The sequence below is a fragment of the Mesorhizobium sp. M0028 genome (assembly GCF_040323855.1).
GTDB lineage: Bacteria > Pseudomonadota > Alphaproteobacteria > Rhizobiales > Rhizobiaceae > Mesorhizobium.
In genome coordinates, this window is record NZ_JAMYVG010000004.1 from 192,912 (window position 1) to 210,876 (window position 17,965).

At 62.6% G+C, this 17,965-nt stretch carries 10 protein-coding genes and 1 pseudogene; all 11 read left to right on the forward strand.

Translation table 11 applies throughout. The annotated features are described in order from the left end of the window. Positions 1-87 precede the first annotated feature (87 nt). Positions 88-1,188: a beta-galactosidase BglB gene (gene bglB / locus NKJ93_RS11370; protein ID WP_352494368.1), complete on the forward strand. Its 1,101-nt coding sequence runs from the start codon at positions 88-90 to the stop codon at positions 1,186-1,188. Next, positions 1,185-2,018, forward strand: coding sequence for a 5-dehydro-4-deoxy-D-glucuronate isomerase (gene kduI / locus NKJ93_RS11375; protein ID WP_051409560.1), 834 nt, complete (start codon positions 1,185-1,187; stop codon positions 2,016-2,018). Before bglB ends, kduI begins: the two co-directional genes overlap by 4 nt. Then, positions 2,015-4,534 (forward strand): hypothetical protein, encoded by a 2,520-nt coding sequence (locus NKJ93_RS11380; protein ID WP_352589048.1) that lies wholly within the window; start codon positions 2,015-2,017, stop codon positions 4,532-4,534. Before kduI ends, NKJ93_RS11380 begins: the two co-directional genes overlap by 4 nt. An 87-nt stretch (positions 4,535-4,621) precedes the next feature. Next, on the forward strand, positions 4,622-5,890 hold the full coding sequence (locus NKJ93_RS11385) for an ABC transporter substrate-binding protein (protein ID WP_352494366.1): 1,269 nt from the start codon (positions 4,622-4,624) through the stop codon (positions 5,888-5,890). Continuing rightward, on the forward strand, positions 5,887-6,909 hold the full coding sequence (locus NKJ93_RS11390; protein WP_023716975.1) for a carbohydrate ABC transporter permease: 1,023 nt from the start codon (positions 5,887-5,889) through the stop codon (positions 6,907-6,909). Before NKJ93_RS11385 ends, NKJ93_RS11390 begins: the two co-directional genes overlap by 4 nt. Further along, entirely contained in the window at positions 6,906-7,958 is a 1,053-nt protein-coding gene (locus tag NKJ93_RS11395; protein ID WP_023716976.1) for a carbohydrate ABC transporter permease, read from the forward strand. Before NKJ93_RS11390 ends, NKJ93_RS11395 begins: the two co-directional genes overlap by 4 nt. A gap of 7 nt (positions 7,959-7,965) precedes the next feature. Further along, positions 7,966-9,054 (forward strand): ABC transporter ATP-binding protein, encoded by a 1,089-nt coding sequence (locus tag NKJ93_RS11400; RefSeq protein WP_352483677.1) that lies wholly within the window; start codon positions 7,966-7,968, stop codon positions 9,052-9,054. Between the two features lie 507 nt (positions 9,055-9,561). Further along, positions 9,562-10,656 (forward strand): HlyD family secretion protein, encoded by a 1,095-nt coding sequence (locus NKJ93_RS11405; RefSeq protein WP_352483676.1) that lies wholly within the window; start codon positions 9,562-9,564, stop codon positions 10,654-10,656. Then, on the forward strand, positions 10,653-12,233 hold the full coding sequence (locus tag NKJ93_RS11410) for an MFS transporter (RefSeq protein WP_352483675.1): 1,581 nt from the start codon (positions 10,653-10,655) through the stop codon (positions 12,231-12,233). Before NKJ93_RS11405 ends, NKJ93_RS11410 begins: the two co-directional genes overlap by 4 nt. A gap of 423 nt (positions 12,234-12,656) precedes the next feature. Continuing rightward, positions 12,657-15,782, forward strand: a complete 3,126-nt coding sequence (locus NKJ93_RS11415) for a PAS domain-containing protein (RefSeq protein WP_352589051.1) — start codon at positions 12,657-12,659, stop codon at positions 15,780-15,782. Positions 15,783-16,186: 404 nt separating this feature from the next. After that, a pseudogene (locus NKJ93_RS11420) lies at positions 16,187-17,959 on the forward strand (MASE1 domain-containing protein); the annotation flags it as partial. Positions 17,960-17,965: the final 6 nt, after the last annotated feature.

Below are 17,965 nucleotides of genomic sequence, written 5' to 3' on the forward strand. Positions count from 1 at the left end.
CACCCGATTAATGCAAAAAATTTTCAGATTGCGCAAGAAAAATGGCTGTGAAACAGTTCCGATGAAGCGGGAGAAACGGGAGGAGTGATGCCGCTGTCGGCCGAACGCCTGAATTCCGTGCTTGCCAGCCTCGTGGCCGGCATGACCGGCTTGCGTCATGACGGGCGGTTCCATGAGCCGAATCTCGACGGCACGCCGGGCGACTATGTCAGCTTCGACAGCTGGGAATGGCCGCAGGGCGTCGGGCTCTACGGGCTGGTTCGGCTGTGGGCGCAGACCGGCGACGATCGGCTGCTGCAGACGATCGAGGCCTGGTACGACCGACGCATCGCTGCCGGTCTCCCTGCGATGAACGTCAACACCACGGCGCCTCTGCTGGCGCTAAGCGAATTGTGGCGGCGCCGGCGCCAGCCGCGCTTCGAGCCGGTCCTGCGCGAATGGGCCGAGCAGGTAGTCACCGCCTTGCCACGGACGCCCGAAGGCGGTTTCCAGCATGATGTTTCGGACCGGGTCAACGACGACGAATTGTGGGACGACACGCTGTTCATGGTGGCGCTGTTCCTCGCATCCTACGGCCAGGCTGCCGGTCAGCGTCGCTTCGTCGAGGAAGCAGAAAGGCAATTCCTGGTCCACGCCCGTTATCTCGCCGATCCGGCATCAGGGCTGTGGTTTCACGGCTGGACGTTCGCGGGACGGCACAATTTCGCCCGTGCGCGTTGGGCGAGAGGCAATGCCTGGATTACCGTCGGTATCCTCGAACTGGTGGAGTTCGCCGAAATTGCACCCTCGGTCCGGGCCTATCTGCTCGGCGTGCTGGAGACGCAGATCAACGCCCTGCTCGAGGTGCAGGCAGGTTCGGGCGCATGGCACACTCTGCTCGACGACCCGACGTCTTACGAGGAGATTTCCGCCACGGCCGGCTTCGGCTACGGGTTGATGAAGGCCGCGCGGCTCGGAATCGGCTCGACAGAGTGCCGTGCCGCCGGCCTCCGCGCCTTGGAAGCCGTGGTGGCCAACATCGATGACAAAGGTGTGGTGGCGAACGTGTCTTATGGCACACGCATGGGCGCCGACCTGCAGTTCTATCGCGATATACCCATCCATCCGACGGGCTACGGACAGGCGCTGGCCATTCTGTGCTTGACCGAAGGGACCCGGCATCTGCAGTCGAAGGTGGAGGCGGCATGATGCGGACGCTCTATGGCGTGTCGCCGGGCGATATTGCCGGCATGGACACGGACCGGCTGAGGGCCGAGTTCCTGGTCGACGGCTTGTTCCGGCCCGGCGCGATCGAATTCGTCTACACCCATGTCGACCGCATGATCGTCGGTGGCGCGGTGCCGCTGGCCAACCCGCTGACATTCGGCAACGGGGCCGAAGTCGGCACGCCGCTCTTCTTTGACGCGCGCGAGATGGGCATCGCCAATCTCGGCGGCAATGGCGCCGTCGCGGTGGACGGCAGGCGCTTTCCCGTGGCTAACCGCGACATCGTCTATATCGGACGCGGAGCGCGCGAGGTGACGCTGGAGAGCGACGATCCGGAGAGGCCGGCACGCTTCTATATGAACTCGGTGCCGGCCGGCGCCGCTATTGCGCACCGTCTCATCGTCAACAGCGAAGCCAAGCCGCTTGTGCTCGGCGAGGAGGCTCGCGCGAACAGGCGCACGCTGCGCATGTACATCCATCCCGAAGTGGCCCCGTCCTGCCTCTTGCTGATGGGGATCACCGACCTCGCGCCGGGCAGTGTGTGGAATACCATGCCGCCGCATCTGCATGAGCGGCGCATGGAAGCTTATTGCTACTTCGACCTCGCCGAGGCCGACCGTGTGGTCCATCTGATGGGCCGGCCTGACAAGACGCGCCACCTGATGGTTGCGGACGGTGACGTTGTCCTGTCGCCCGCCTGGTCTATCCATATGGGTGCCGGCACCGGCCCCTATGCTTTCGTCTGGGGCATGACCGGCGAGAACCAGGCCTACACCGATGTCGATCCAGTACCCGTGAAGGATTTGCGATGAGCGAGGCCGCGCAAAGCGTTCGGACGGACTTTACGCTGCGCCGGCCGCTCGTGGCGGGGCAGCCAATCGTCTATTGGCGGCTCGGGTCTATCGCCGAGCAACGCTACGACGTGGCCGACCAGCCCATGCAAGGCGAGATGGATCCCTTCTTCTTCCTTACCAAGCACAAGAATTTCATTCCCCATGAATATCCGTGCCGCACGCAGTTCGCAGCGGAACGACGCGGCAAGCGACCACAGGTCAGCGCCGAATTCGGCGCTGAGCGCATCTGGTTGCCCTTCGCCTCGCCACGCATCGACCTGTCGGGCTTCTGGTTCCGGCCGACGGTGCTTGGGACCTGGGCCGAGACCACCATCGAGGCGGCCTCGAGTGGCGAGGTGATGGTACGGCTGCGTACATGCGGCGGCGCCATACTCTTTGCCAATGGCGAGGAAGCCGGCTGGATGGCGCCCTACGGCCGCAATCTGGAAAGTGCCGAGCACTTCAAGATCGTGCTGAGGGTCGGCCGCAACGACATTCGCATATGGTTCGACGATCTCGCCGAGCGCGACGCCCGCTACTATTTCCAGCTCGATTATCTATCCGGTCCGGCTGCTTCGGTCGCACTGCCGATCGAAGTCGAGAGCGGCGTTGCCGATGCGATGGAAGCAGCCCTCGACGACATGCATTTCGACCGTCCCGCCTATGACGGCGGCGAGGTGGCGCTCGTCACCGGCGTGGCCCTGCCGCGCGACGCGCAAGTCGAGATCGAGATCGAAGGCGATTTCATGTCGATCGAGACGCCGGTGCGCTTCGCCTTCGATCTGCCAACGGGCCAGACGCGGCTGCCGATCGCCGATACCGAGCAGCTGCCGGCCGACTTTCGCCATTTCAAGGTGTCGCTGAGGGTCGCAGACCATGCCGTATCGCGTGTCTTCGGCGTCGAGATATGCCACGCGCACCGTCAGGGCGATGCGCCGGAAACGCTTACCGCGCGTATAGATGAGGCTTTGCGCGAGGTCGCCGATCACGCCGAGGCCGATACGGTGCGCGCGCTGGCGCGCCTGGCGATCGGGCAGCAGGGCGCCGAGACCGACGCCATGATCTCCGGCACGCTGCCGGCGATCGAGGATTGTCACGATTGCGCCGACTTCATCCTGGTGCCGCTGCTGTGGTGCCGCAAGGCCTATGGCGATCGGCTGGAAGTGAGCCTGCGCGCGCGCATCGACAACGCCATCCTCGGCTATCGCTACTGGATGGACGAGCCCGGCAATGATGTGCAGTGGTACTTCTCCGAGAACCACGCGCTGCTCTTCCACACCGCCGCCTATATTGCTGGGAGCCTGTTGCCTGATGTGCGGTTCGTGCGGTCGGGCCGCCTTGGCCGCGAACAGTCCGCGGTGGGAGCCGCGCGGGTACGCGCCTGGCTCGATCATTTCGAGGCATGGGAGATGGCCGAGTTCAACTCGGCGCCCTATTTTCCGATCGACCTCAAGGGCCTGTGCGCGCTCTGCGCGCTGGCCCCGGACAAGGACATCGCCGAACGTGCCGGCAACGCAGTCATACGCCTGCTTGAAATCGTCGCCCGCTCGGCGCATCGCGGCATCCTCACCGGGGCGCAGGGCCGCTCCTACGAGCACACGCTGCGCGCCGCGCGTTCCCTGGAATTGTCCGGCATCTGCCGCATGCTTTGGGGCAAGGGCAATTACGGCATGCGCTTTCACGCGCTGCCGCAGCTGGCATTGTGCCTGCGGGATCACGATTTGAGCGTTCCGGACGGGTTGGCAGCAATTGCTTCCCTCACCGACGATACGGCGTGGGAATGGACTTTCGCGCAGGGACAAGACCGCTTCGCGCGGCTCTACCACTACAAGACGCGCGGCCATGCGATGGGCAGCGCCGCTGGCTATCGCTGGAATCAATGGGGTTATCAGGAGACCGTCATTCACGCCCGGCTGGGCAAGAATCCGGATGCGCAGATCTGGATCAACCACCCCGGCGAAGTGCTGCAGTCGGGATATGGCAGACCATCATATTGGGGTGGCTCAGGCACGTTGCCCCGGCTTCACCAATACCGCGACCTCGCCATCGTCAGCTTCTCCTGCTCGGATGAACAGCCCGACTTCACGCACGCCTGGTTCCCCGCACGTGCCTTCGATGCCGTGCGAGTGGGTGGCGATCGGGCGTTCGCGCAATCCGGCGGCGCCTTCGTCATGCTGAAGACGGATGTTCCGCTCACGCAGGTAGAGGCCGGCCCGACGGCCGGCAACGAGTTGCGGGCGGCGGGACGCAGGACGACATGGATCGTTCGCCTCGGTGACAGGGATGCCAATCTGCCGGCGCTCGACGCCTGGGCGGGCGCCTTTGCCGGCCTGTCGGTGCGGTCGGGTCCCGACGGCGAGTTGATCGTCGAGGATCCGGAGTACGGCACGGTGCATTTCCTCGCCGACGCAAGGATCGTGGCCGAGGGACGTACACTCGATCCGGCCAACTGGACCGTGCGCGGTGAGGCGATGCGCATGAAGCACAGAGAGTAGGGAGGAATCGGCTGCGACGCTCAAGAGGAGAGGGCGTAGCGGCTTGAACTATCGGGGCGCCGCCCCGCTAAAGGAGGAGACGAAAGCATGAATAAGTCCCGCACTTTGCTGGCCGCGCTATCGGTCAGTCTGCTCGCATCGACCAGCGCGTTTGCCGGCGACGTGCGCATCATGTGGTATTCGGACGGTGTCGAAGGCGATGTCATTCAGGACATTCTGAACCGCTTCATGAAGGACAATCCCGACATCCACGTCACGCTCGACAACGTCGCCTACAAGGTGATCCAGGAGCAGCTGCCCATCCAGCTCGAAGCCGGCCAGGGCCCGGACATCGCCCGCGTCACGAACATCAAGGAGCTTGCCCAGCACTGGCTCGATCTCAGGCCACTGGTGGCCGATCCGAAATATTGGGAGGACAATTTCGCTGACACGCTGGACTGGATGCGCCCCGACGGCTCCAACGCCATCCCGGGTTTCATGACCCAGCTCACGCTCACCGGCGGCTTCGCCAACAAGACGTTGTTCGAACAGGCCGGCGTGCCGCTGCCCGGCGACAAGGCGACCTGGGACGACTGGATCAACGCCGCCGCCGAGGTGGCGAAGAGCCAACAGCTTCCGGCTGCCTTCGCCATCGACCGTTCCGGCCACCGCATTTCGGGTCCGAATGTCTCCTTCGGAGCGAACTATATCGGCCCCAATGGCATGCCGGCCAAAGTGGACGACGGCACCAAGGCGTTCGTCGGCAAGCTCGTCGACTGGACCGCCAAGGGCCTGATGCTGAAGGATACCTGGGTGTCGGCGGCAGGCTCGACCTACCGCGCGGCCGCCGACGACTTCATCAACGCCCAGATCCCGTTCTACTATTCGGGCAGCTGGCAGGTCGCCAATCTGTCGACCAAGATCGGCGACAGTTTCGACTGGGTGGCAACCGGCTCGCCCTGCGGTACTACAGGCTGTTCGGGCGTGAAAGGCGGCGCGGCGCTGGTCGCCATCAAATACACGAAGAATCCCAAGGATGTCGCCAAGGTCATGGATTATCTGGCCCGTGAAGACGTGGTGGAAGAGTTCAGCGAGCGCACGCTGTTTCTGCCCGCGCACAAGGGCGTCGTAGACAAGGGCGGGCTGAAATGGGTCTCGGCCGACAAGAATGTCGGTCCGGCGCTCGACAAATTCGTCAAGGCGGCGGGTGAAACCCTGCCGGCGGCCGATGCGCTGCCGCCGTGGAAGTGGGCCAATGCTTACTTCGCCGCGCTGGTGACGCGCGTCAGCCAGGTGATGGCCGGCGAGCTCAGCCTCGACGATGCCTGGGGCAGGATCGACCAGGATATCGCCGACAAGGTTGCCGAGGCGAAGTGACCGCCGCCGCGACACTGAAGGCATGGATTGGCGCCGCCCTCGCGGCGCCGGTCGTGTGGCTGGCATCGATCGTCAACGTGCCGCTGAAGTTCTGGCAGCGCGCGACGGGCACCGGCGGCATGGCCGCGTTCTTCCTGGCCCCAAACATGGCGATCTTCGGCATTTTCGTCCTGGTGCCGATGATCATCAACTTCTTCTATTCGGCCACGTCAGGAACGGCCTACTTCCTGCAGGACCGAACCTATGTCGGGCTCGAGCAATACCAGCGCCTGCTCGATTGCGGCAACTACCTGGACACTGCCACTTGCCACGAGGATCTCTTCTGGAAGGCCGTGCACAATACCGGCCTGTTCGTCGTCGTGCAGGTGGCGCTGATGACGGTCGTGTCGATGGCGACAGCGCTGATCCTCAACCGTGAGATCGTCGGGCGCAGCTTCTGGCGCGCGGTGTTCTTCTTTCCGGTGCTGCTGTCGCCTGTCGTCACCGGTCTGATCTGGCGCTGGATCCTGCAACGCCAGGGCTTGCTGAACCTGATCGTCCATGATCTGGGCGGCGAGCCGCACAACTGGCTGACCGACCGCTTCTGGGCTTTCACCGCCGCCGTCAGCGTTTCGGTCTGGGCCCATATGGGCTTTTATACGCTTATCCTGCTTGCCGGATTGCAGGCGATCCCGCGCGACCTTTACGAAGCGGCCGAGATGGACGGCACGAAGCCGGCGCGGGTGTTCTGGCGCATCACGCTGCCGCTGCTGATGCCTAACCTGCTTGTCGTCATCGTGCTGACGCTGATCCGCGCCGTGCAGATCTTCGACGAAGTCTATGTGCTGACGGGTGGAGGGCCGGGAACCTCGACCCTCTATATCACGCAGTACATCTATGAGATCGGCTTCGCCTCCCTGCTGCGCAATCCGGGGCTGGCTTCGGCGGCTTCGATCTTGATGGGGTTGGTGCTGGTCGTGCTCACCTTAGTTCAGCTGCAGGTCGGACGCCGGGGTGAGCGGAAAGGAGCCCGCGAATGAGCAGCGTCATGACATTCCTGACCCGCCGGCGCGGCGGTCGCGGCTGGCACTGGACGGATATCGTGAGCTGGCTGTGGCTGCTCGGCGGCGTTGTCATCATGTTCGGTCCGGCCGTTTGGCTGGTGGGTTCGTCATTCAAGACACCGGCACAGCTCGCCGAGTTCCCGCCGACCATAATGCCTTATGTCAGCCAACAGGCGAGGGTCGAAGGCTACGATAAGCCGCTGGCCCTCTACAGGGTGAAGCTTCCGGATGGTTCGACCAAGGTGCTGGCCGAGGTGCGGCGCATCGGCATCATGGCGCAAATGGTGGACCCGCAGGCGCCGAACGATATCGTCAAGGTCAACATCGCCGACCGGCAGCCGGTGCGCGAAATCGGCTTCGCAACGGAGAACTACACCGAGCCCTTCGTCCATTTCGACTTCCTGCGCTATCTGCGCAATTCGGTCTTTGTGACGGCAATGGCGACGCTGATCACGCTGCTCACCAATTCGATGGCCGCCTTCGCCTTGTCGAAATACAAGTTCCGCGGCCGCGATCTGACGATGCTTGTGATCGTCGGTACGCTGATGGTGCCGCTGTCGGTCATCCTGGTGCCGCTCTATTCGGTGGTGGGCGCCGTCGGACTGCTCGATTCGCTGTGGGGCGTGATCTTGCCGACCGTGGCGACGCCGACCGGCGTCTTCCTGCTGCGCCAATATATGCTGACCATCCCGGACGAGCTGCTCGATGCGGCGCGCATGGACAACGCTTCCGAATGGCAGATCTACTGGCGCATCGTATTGCCGCTTGCAGCACCGGCGCTCGCCGTGCTGGCGATCTTCTCGGTCGTCTGGCGCTGGAACGACTTTCTGTGGCCGCTGGTGGTGCTGTCGCGCAAGGAACTCTACACACTCCAGGTCGGCCTCAACACCTATGCCGGCCAGCTAAACGTGCAGTGGCACTACATCCTGGCGATGACCGTGGTGACGATGATCCCCGTCGTCCTCGTCTTCGTCTTCCTGCAGCGTTACATCACTTCCGGCATTGCCGGCACCGGACTGAAGTGAGGATGTCATGGGACGGATAACGCTGACCAACATCGATCGCGCTTACGGCAAGATGAAGATCTTGCACGGCATCAACCTCGACGTCGGGGACGGCGAGATGCTAGTCCTCGTCGGCCCGTCGGGTTGCGGCAAGTCCACGCTGCTGCGGCTGATTGCCGGGCTCGATCGGCCGACCGACGGCAAGATTGAGATCGACGGGGTCGACGTCACCAACGTTTCGGCCGCGCAGCGCGGTCTGGCGATGGTGTTCCAGTCTTACGCGCTCTACCCGCACATGAGCGTGCGCCAGAACCTCGCCTTCGGGCTCGAAAACATCCGTATGCCGAAAGCCGAGATCGACGCGCGGATCACGGAAGCGACGCGCATGCTGGAAATTGCTTCCTATCTAGACCGCCGGCCCGGTCAATTGTCGGGCGGCCAGAAGCAGCGCGTGGCGATCGGCCGTGCGGTGGTGCGCAATCCGACCGCCTTTCTACTCGACGAACCGCTGTCCAACCTCGATGCCGAACTGCGCATCACCATGCGCGCTGAACTGGCGGGCCTGCACCGGCGGCTGGCAACCACGATGATCTACGTCACCCATGACCAGATCGAGGCGATGACGCTGGCGGACCGCATCGTGGTCATGCGCTCGGGGCGGATCGAACAGGTCGGCCGGCCGCTCGATCTCTACAACGCGCCGGCCAACCTGTTCGTCGCCGGCTTCATCGGCGCGCCGCGGATGAACCTGCTGCCGGTGAAGGTGCGTTCGGCAAGCGGCGCCGAGGTGCGTGTCGAAGGTCCGGGCGGGCTGTCGGCCTCGGTCGCCGCCGACGGGGTCGCGCTGAAACCGGGAGACGACGCGACGCTTGGCATCCGACCACACGACATCCAACTTTCGGATGGCAGCAAGGGATCGGTGGAAGCGCGGATAACGCTGGCCGAGGCGCTGGGACCGGAAACCGTTGTCCACGCCACCATTGCCGGCGACAGCAAACTTATCGCCGTTCTCAAGCAGCAGGGCGTTGAATCGCAAGGGCCGCCGATCCACCTCGCTCTGCCGCCGGAGCGCATGCATCTCTTCGATGCCGCCGGGCTGCGTGTCGCACCGCGTTAGCCGGAGGCAAGATAGCGGGTTGTTTCATGAACTGTCGCAACTGCTGCACAGCGAACGCGTGTTGCGCGCTTGTCAAAACACAAAATAGGTGAACGTTAAGACAACCAAACTCTTCAAGAGGGCGCTCTCTGCGATCATTGCTGCCACGGGATGTCCGGAATTTACTTCAAAGTGGATTTTCTCGTGGACGGTCTTCGGCAATACGGAGATCCGCGCCGCCACGTTCGCGCGCCTGAATCCGGCCGACTGACAATACGACCTGTGCTGAGGTTCAGTACGAACTACCGATCAGGGCAAATGGGATGTTCGTCCGCATGATAGCGGCGAGGCCGTGAAATCCGCGATCGTTCTTCAGTTCTGCCTTGTTGCAGAGCCGCAGCTCGACGGAGACGTTCTCGTGAGACTCTATTGCGCACCGTGGGTTTGCAGCCTTGCCGAACGGCTCGCTCTTCGGCAGGCGGAGATCTCCTTCGATAGTGAGCGCGTCGACTTGGGGTCGAGGCAATCATGAGCCAACCCCGCAAGATCGCGATCGCCCTCGTTGCCCTTATGGTGCTGCCAATGGCAGCTATTTGGAGCTGGCAGTGGTTTACAAGGGGCCGGTTCGAGGAAACGACCGATAACGCCTATCTCCGCGGAGACATTACCAGCATCGCTCCGAAGCTCGCCGGTTACGTCGTCGAAGTCGACATAGACGACAATGCCAATGTGTCAAAAGGTGCTGTCCTGTTTCGCATCGACGACAGCGACTACAAGGCCAAGGCGGAGCAGGCGAAAGCCAACGTCGCCGCCCGGCAGGCGGAAATCGCCAACATCAAGGCGACCCGTGAACTGCAGGACGCATTGATCGCGCAGGCCGAGGCGCAGAAGCAATCTGCCGCAGCCGACCTGCAATTCGCCCGCGCCAACTTAAGCCGCTACGTCACGCTGCAGAAGAACGGAACCGCAAGCGATCAGAAGCTGCAGGATGCGCAGGCCGGCCATGACAAGGCAAGGGCATCGCTGGACGGCGCAGAGGCCAATCTGTTGGCTCAGAAGTTGAAGCTCGGCGTCCTGGATGCACAATTGTCCGGCGCGCAGGCAGCCCTGTCGCAGGCACAGGCAGCGCTCGACCTGGCAATGCTAGACCTGGCCAACACCGTCGTGAGGGCCCCGGTCGACGGCATCGTCGGCAATCGCCAGATCCGGGTCGGCCGCTATGTCACCCCAGGGACGGCAGCCCTGGACATCGTTCCGGTTAACGATGTCTGGATCGTCGCAAACTTCAAGGAAACGCAGCTGAAGCAGGTTGAGATCGGCCAACGGGTCCGCGTCATGGTTGATGAATATCCAGATCTGCAAATCGACGGCCTTGTCGACAGCTTCGCTCCTGGCAGCGGCGCAGCCTTCAGCCTGCTGCCGCCGGACAATGCCACCGGCAACTTCATCCGCGTCGTCCAACGCGTGCCGGTCAAGATCAGGATGACGCGCAATCCGTTGCCCGGCCGCCTGGTTCCGGGACTCTCGGCTCGTGTTGTCATCACCGTCGGCACCAGGGATGCTCCGGCAGTAGCGCAGGAAATGCAGACAGGCGGGACCGCGAACGGGCGCTCAGCGCAATGATGCACCTCGCCGAAACGGCGGCTGTGCAGCGCCATCCCGGTACCCTGCGCGCTTCCTTGATAGCAACCGGCGTCGTGCTGGCCGCCTTCATGGACGCGGTCGCATCCACCGCACTGTCCATCGGCCGGATCGACATGCTTGGCGACACCTACGCAACGTCGGACGAGCTGGCGATGGTCGACGTGGTTTTCATCGCGGCGAAGCTGACGGCGTTCCTTGTCGCTCCGCTTCTTGTAACGGCAGCCAGGCCGACCGTCTGCCTGCGCGCGGGGGTTGTCGCCCTTCTGCTGGCATCCGCGGCCTTGACGTTGTCGGTGGACCTCACCTGGATTTGCATCTGCCGCATTGTCCAGGGGCTGGCTGGCGGCACAATTCTCGTCGCCGGCCAGACGCTGCTGTTCTTTCGCTTCCCTCATCGGCATCAGCCGGTCGTTCAGGCGGTTTTTGCCGTAGGCGCCGTCATGGCTCCGACAACCGTCACGCCGGCCCTGCAGGGCTGGCTTGTCGACCATCTGACTTGGGAGTGGATATTCCTGAGCATCATTCCGCTCGGCATCGTCTCCCTTGTCCTGTTGGCGGCGGACGGCGATCGGACCTTTTGGCGGAAAACCAGGTTTCCTGCCGTCGGGATATCGTTGCTCGGCATCAGCGCCGCGCTTTTGACCTACGTCCTGCTGCAAGGCAGCAGGTTCAACTGGTTCGACGACACCGACATCACCTTCCTTGCCGCAACCGGTGTGACGGCTGCCGGCCTCCTGGCCGTCTGGAAGACCCGCCTTCGTTCAGAAGGCTCACTGCTGGCCATCTCGCCCCTTGGCAATCCGGACTTTCGCTTTGGCCTTCTCGTCAGCATCGTCGCCGGCTCTGCCCTTTCGGGCAGCGCCTATCTCATTCCGGCTTTTGCCCTCAACGTGCTCGATTTTACCGCCACGGGCGCGGGAGTGCTTCTGCTGCCAAGCGGAGCCATGCTCGCGCTTGGACTTTTGTTGTCCGGCTTCCTCATCCAAAAGACCGGGATGCGCCCGATCACGCTTGCTCCGTTTGGCATTCTGCTCTTCGCAGGCGCCATGTGGCTGCTGTCCGCTTCGACGAGCGGTAGCGGATCACCGGACCTGACCCTTGCTCTGCTGCTGCGGGGATTCGGCCTCGGCCTTCTGTTCGTGGCACTGACGCTGATTACACTGCAGGGCCTTGCCCCTGATGCGCTGCCGTTCGGCATCGGGCTGTTCAACTTCGGCAAGCAGGCGGGCGGTCTGACCGGCACAGCCCTCTTGCAAACGTATATTGATCACCAGAATGTCCACAACCGGACGATACTGACGTCCCACCTCGTCAATGGCGATCCAGCCGTGGACCAGCGCTTGAGAGCCACTGCGAACGTTCTGGCGAATAGTATCGACAGCGCCGCGGCGACCAAGGCCGCGCTGCCGCTGCTGCAGCGCGCGCTTGAGAAGCAGGTCGCCACTATCTCGTTCGACGAAGCTTTCTTCGCGCTCGTCCTGCTGTTCGCGGTCGCTGCGCCCTGTCTCATTGTCGCCAAACAATTGCTCGCCCGCCAAGCCGCTCCGCAGAACTAAAACCGCGTCCAGGCCCTATACTTTGGAACAGATGTTTTGGTCGGGCGAGGCTTCCAGATTATCTCATGAGCCGTGTTAACCGGACGAGACAGGGATGACGAATGCAGAGGTTTTTCCGGTTTCACTCTGCAGCCGACGAAGAGGCAGCCGAGCGTCTTACCTGTCCGGCTCGTATTTCCCAGTGGTGGGTGTTGACGCGTCGATCCGCGTCGCTTCTTGCCCGAGGCGATCGTTAGGCGCGCCGTAGCGGCCGGGCCGCCGCAGCGGCGATATCTCCGCGCAATGCATGGATTTCCATGAGATGCAGCCGGGGCATCGCGGGACTAGATTTAGGCGGTGAGTTCGCCTGTCCAGATATTGAAAACAAGTGCTATATAAAGCGCTGACCGTCCCCAGGCTTTCTTTGTCCGACAGGAGAAGCCAATGACAGCAGCGTCCGACTCACTTGGCGAAATCGACCCCGAAGCAACGCTCGCGCTGCAAATCATCGAGAGTATGCCCGGCCACGCGTGGGCAGCCGATGCCGCCGGACGATTCACCTTTGTGAGCCCAAACACCGTGGCGTTCCTCGGCAACACGCATGAGGATCTCAACACCTCCGAAGACGACGATGAGTTCGGCTGGCGTCGAGCCGTCCATCCCGACGATTATGATCGTGTCGCCGCCAGATGGCGGCATTGCCTCGAAACCGGCGATCACTATGACACCGAGCATCGTCTGCGGCGCGCCGATGGCGTCTATCGCTGGTTTCGAAGCTCAGGACGACCTTTTCGCGATAGTCAGGGCCGCATCATTCAATGGTACGGCACGACAATAGACATTGAGGACCAGAAGCGGGCGGAGTCAGCATTGCGCGACCGCGAGCGGGAGCTCTCGCAGCTCGTGGACATGGTACCGAGTCACATCTGGCGGCTCGATCCGGACGGCGAGCCGATTTTCTTCAATAAGCGCATGGTCGATTTTCTCGGCCTGGACGTAACGGATATGGACAGACCGGGCATGAGCCGGCTGGCGGCGATGATACAGGCCGGCGTCCATCCGGACGATGCAGCAGCATTCGGCGATGCACTCCGTGGTTGCTTCGCTACCGGTGCGAGCTTCGCCATGCGCTATCGCCTGCGCCGTGCCGATGGCGTCTATCGCTGGATGTCGAGCCGGGCGGAGCCGATGCGCGATGACGCCGGCCGCATCGTCCAGTGGTACGGCCTCTGTCACGACATAGACGATCAGATGCACGCCGAAGAGGCGTTGCGGCGAAGCGAGCGACAATTGCAGCACATGATCGACGCCGTGCCGGTCCGCATCTGGAGCGTGATGCCGACCGGCGGGCCGGTCTACTTCAACAAGCGATACCAGGACCATTTCCGCTCCGTTATCGCGAACTTTGATGCTCTCGGCGAGCCGGGCATCGAAACGCTGCTGCACGAGGTTATTCATTCCGAAGATGCTCCCGAGGTGCAGCGCACGTTATCGAATTGTTTCGAAACTGGCGGCGGCTCCGCGATGCGGTTTCGCTGGCGCGAAAAAGACGGCACCTATCGCTGGGCTGAGTGCAGGGTGGAGCCGCGGCGCGATGACAACGGAACGGTCGTGCAATGGTACGGGGTTTCTCTCGACATCGACGATGAGGTGCGCGCGCAGGCGGCGTTGCGCAAAAGTGAGCGGCGCCTTCAGCAGCTTATCGACACCGTGCCCGCTTTGATCTGGAGTACGACACGGGAGGGAAGGCCATCCTACGTCAACAAGCGGTTCACCGACGTAACCGGGGCCACGCTCGGTGACATCACCGCCCCGGACGGCTCGCCGTCCCTGAGCGTGATCCATCCAGACGATATCGACACCGCACGGCAGGCGATCCGCCATTCATTCGCAACGGGCGTGCCTTACGTTCAGAGATATCGCCAACGGAGGGCCGACGGCGGCTATCGCTGGACCGAGACTCGCGCCGAGCCGCTGCGCGACGAAGATGGCAGCATCCTCCAGTGGTACGGCGTGAGCGTCGACATCCATGATCTGGTGACCACGCAGGCCGCATTGCACGACCGCGAACGAGAGCTCTCGCAGCTCGTCAACATGGTTCCGAGCTACCTCTGGCGGCTGTCTTCGAACGGCGAGCCGACCTTTTTCAACAGGCGCCTGATAGATTTTCTCGGCCTGGACATAGCGGACGCGGAAAAGCCGGACACGAGCCGGCTGGCGGCCTTCATTGCCAACGTCGTCCATCCCGACGATGCCGCCAGCCTGAGGGAAGCACTCAACAGCTGCTTCGCCACCGGCGAGCGCTTCTTCATGAAGTATCGCCTGCGGCGTGCCGACGGCGTTTATCGCTGGATGGAGGGCCGCGCGGAGCCGCTGCGGGACCAAGGTGGACGCATCGTCCAATGGTACGGCCTTACGCACGACATCGACGACCAGCTGCGCGTCGAAGAGGCGCTGCGCGAGAGAGAACGTGCGCTCTGGCAGCTCGTTGAAACGCTGCCGGCAATGATCGATTGCGCCGCTCCGGATGGCGAACCGATATATCGCAGCCAGCAGCTCCGCGAATTCCTCGGATACAATCTTGAGGAATTGGACGAAGCGGGAAAGTCCCGGCTGGCTGGCACACTCGACGCCGGTGTTCATCCCGACGACCTGACAGGTGTCAAAGAGAGATATGCCCATTGTTTGTCCACCGGCGAGCCGTATGCGCGACGGCACCGTCTGCGGCGCTTCGATGGTGAATATCGCTGGGTCGAGACGCGCGCCGCGCCGATGCGCAACGCTGAAGGTGCCATCGTGCAGTGGAACGTTATCTGCCTCGACATCGAAAATGAGGTGCGAACACAAGAGGAGCTTCGACTGGCACAAGAGAGACTTGCGCGTGCGAGCCAGGCGGCGAGCCTTGCCGAACTCTCCGCATCCATCGCTCATGAGGTGAACCAGCCGTTGGCCGCCATCGTCGCCAACTCCAACGCATGCCACCGTTGGCTGTCCGCCGTGCCCCCGAACGTCGAGCGCGCGAAAATCACGGCCGAGCGCATCATCCGCGATGCCAACTCGGCGGCGGATGTCGTCAGCCGCATCCGTGCCTTGTTCAGACCTTCGCTTGAAATGAGAACCAGCACGCCGATCCCCAGCGTTATTGCCGAAGCGCGTGACCTCATGGCCGAGGAAGCCATACGGCGTCGCGTTCGCATGGACATCGATGTCGAAAGCAATCTTCCGCTCGTCGCCTTCGATCGCGTCCAGATCCAGCAGGTCCTGGTCAACCTCATTCGCAACGGCATGGAGGCGATGGACTCCACCACGGACAGGGTTCTCGGGCTGCGTGTGCGCCGGATAGAGGACACGATCCAGACCGAGGTCAGCGACCGCGGCCCGGGTATCGAACGTCCTAACAAGATATTCGAGCCGTTCTTTACGACGAAAGGGAATGGGATGGGCATGGGGCTGGCGATCTCCCGTTCGATCGTCGAGTCTCACGGCGGACGCCTATGGGCGGAGAACAGTGTGCCGCATGGAGCGACATTCATCTTCACTCTCCCGGTTGAAGCGAAAGCTGTGCAATGATGCCGGACGACGACAATCGTCCTCATCTTGGACGATGCTGAACGTATCCGGCGGCGCTCAGCAAACGCTTGGTTTATTCTCCTTTCGGTGAAGGGCGTCGCTGCCCCCGCGCAATGCATGGATTTCCATGAGGTGCGGTTGGGGCGTGGCGGGATTAGGGTGACGGTGTGAGTCCGTCAGCCCAGATCCAGCTACCAAGAGCAAGTGCTATACGAAGCGCCGACAATCTCCAGAGTTTGTTTGTCCGTCAGGGGCACCCGATGACGACAGCGCCCAACTCACTTGGCGAGACCGATTCCAACGCAACGGGCGCGTTAAAGCATGACTTCGACCGATCCGGACCGGGATTGCAAGGAAGTGGCCGATCTTTGGCGACGAGTGAACCAGGCCTGATTCGCGGCAACATGATCAGCGATCTTGAAAGAGGCAGGTTATCGCGCGTCTGGTCGCACCGTCCCCAATTCTTGCATCTGGGGCTTTTTATTACGGTCTATGTCCTGGGCTGCGGCTTCGCCCAGTCGCTCGCAATCATACCTGGAACAGGGATTTCCATTTGGCCTCCGAGCGGACTGTTCATCGCTACGCTTGTCTTCGCCTCCAGGTATAGCTGGCCGTGGTGGGTGCTGGGGGCCTGTCTGGCCGAACTGTTCAGCAACTTCTTGTGGTTCCACACTCCGCTGCCCGCGGCCTTCCTGATCTTTGCCGGCAACGCTCTTGAAGCGGTGGCCGGCGCATGGCTCGTGAACCAGACCTGCAAGCGCCCAGTTCGGCTGGAAACCTTGCGCGACGTTCTCGCATTCGTCGTACTGGCCGCTGGAATTGCGCCAGTCGCAAGCGCGACGGTGGGAAGTGCGGCGCTTGCGTGGTTTGGCATACAATCGCAAACCTTTGCGACGGCTTGGCCGCTGTGGTGGATCGGAGACGCGACGGGAGTCCTGATCGTAGCGCCACTGGCGCTGGTCGTGTTCCAGAACTGGCGCGGCAAGGCGCAGCTCTCAGCAGCGCGGTGGATGGAAGCTTGCGTCCTGGGGCTGATCTTTCTTGGTATCGCCGCCCTTTCCTTGAGCGGCTATCTGCCCTTCGCCTACATCATCATGCCGCCTCTTCTTTGGGCCGCAGTGCGCTTTGAGTTCAGAGGCGCCGCCGTAGCATTGACCGTTCTCGCTCTGATCACGGCGGTATTCACGATATCCGGCGCCAGCCAATTTGCCGGCGATCCCGAGTCCCAGAAGCACAACCAGATCATGCTGCAGCTTTTTCTGGCCATCTCGGCATTTTCGGCGCTCGTCGTGGCCGCCATATCCCGGCAGCATCAGGCGGCGGTGCTCACTTTGCGTGAAAGCCTTGAGGCATTGGGCGACCGGGAGCGGGAGCTCTCGCAGCTTGTCGACATGGTTCCGAGCCACGTTTGGCGCCTGAGGCCCGATGGCGATCCGACCTTTTTCAACAAGCGCATGGTCGACTTTCTCGGCCTGGACGTAACGGATTTGGACAAACCGGGCATCAGCCGGCTGGCGGCGATGATAAAGGCCGGCGTCCATCCGGACGGCGCAGCAGCATTCGGCGATACGCTCAGTCACTGCCTCGCCACCGGCGAGCGCTTCTCCATGAGGTATCGCTTGCGCCGCGCCGATGGCGTCTATCATTGGATGTCGAGCCGGGCGGAGCCGATGCGCGATCACACTGGCCGCATCGTCCAGTGGTACGGCCTCTGTCACGACATAGACGATCAAATGCAAGCTGAAGAGGCCCTGCGGCGGAGCGAATTGCAGCTTCAGCAGATGATCGACGCTGTGCCGGTCCGCATCTGGAGCGCGGTGCCGACCGGCGGGCCGGTCTACTTCAACAAGCGGTACCAGGACCATTTCCGCTCCGTGATCGCTGATTTCGAAGCACTCGGAGAGCCGCGCATCGAGGAATTGCTGCAAGAACTGGTTCATCCCGAAGATGCTCCCGAGGTGCTGAGCACGTTGCTGAATTGTTTCGAAACAGGCGGCGGTTCCGCGATGCGGTTTCGCTGGCGCGAAACAGATGGCTATCGCTGGGCGGAGTGCAGGGTGGAGCCGCGGCGTGATGAGGACGGGGCGGTTGTGCAATGGTACGGGGTTTCCCTCGACATCGACGAAGAGGTGCGCGCCCAGGAAGCGCTGCGACAAGCGTCCGACAAACTCGCGCAAGCGGCT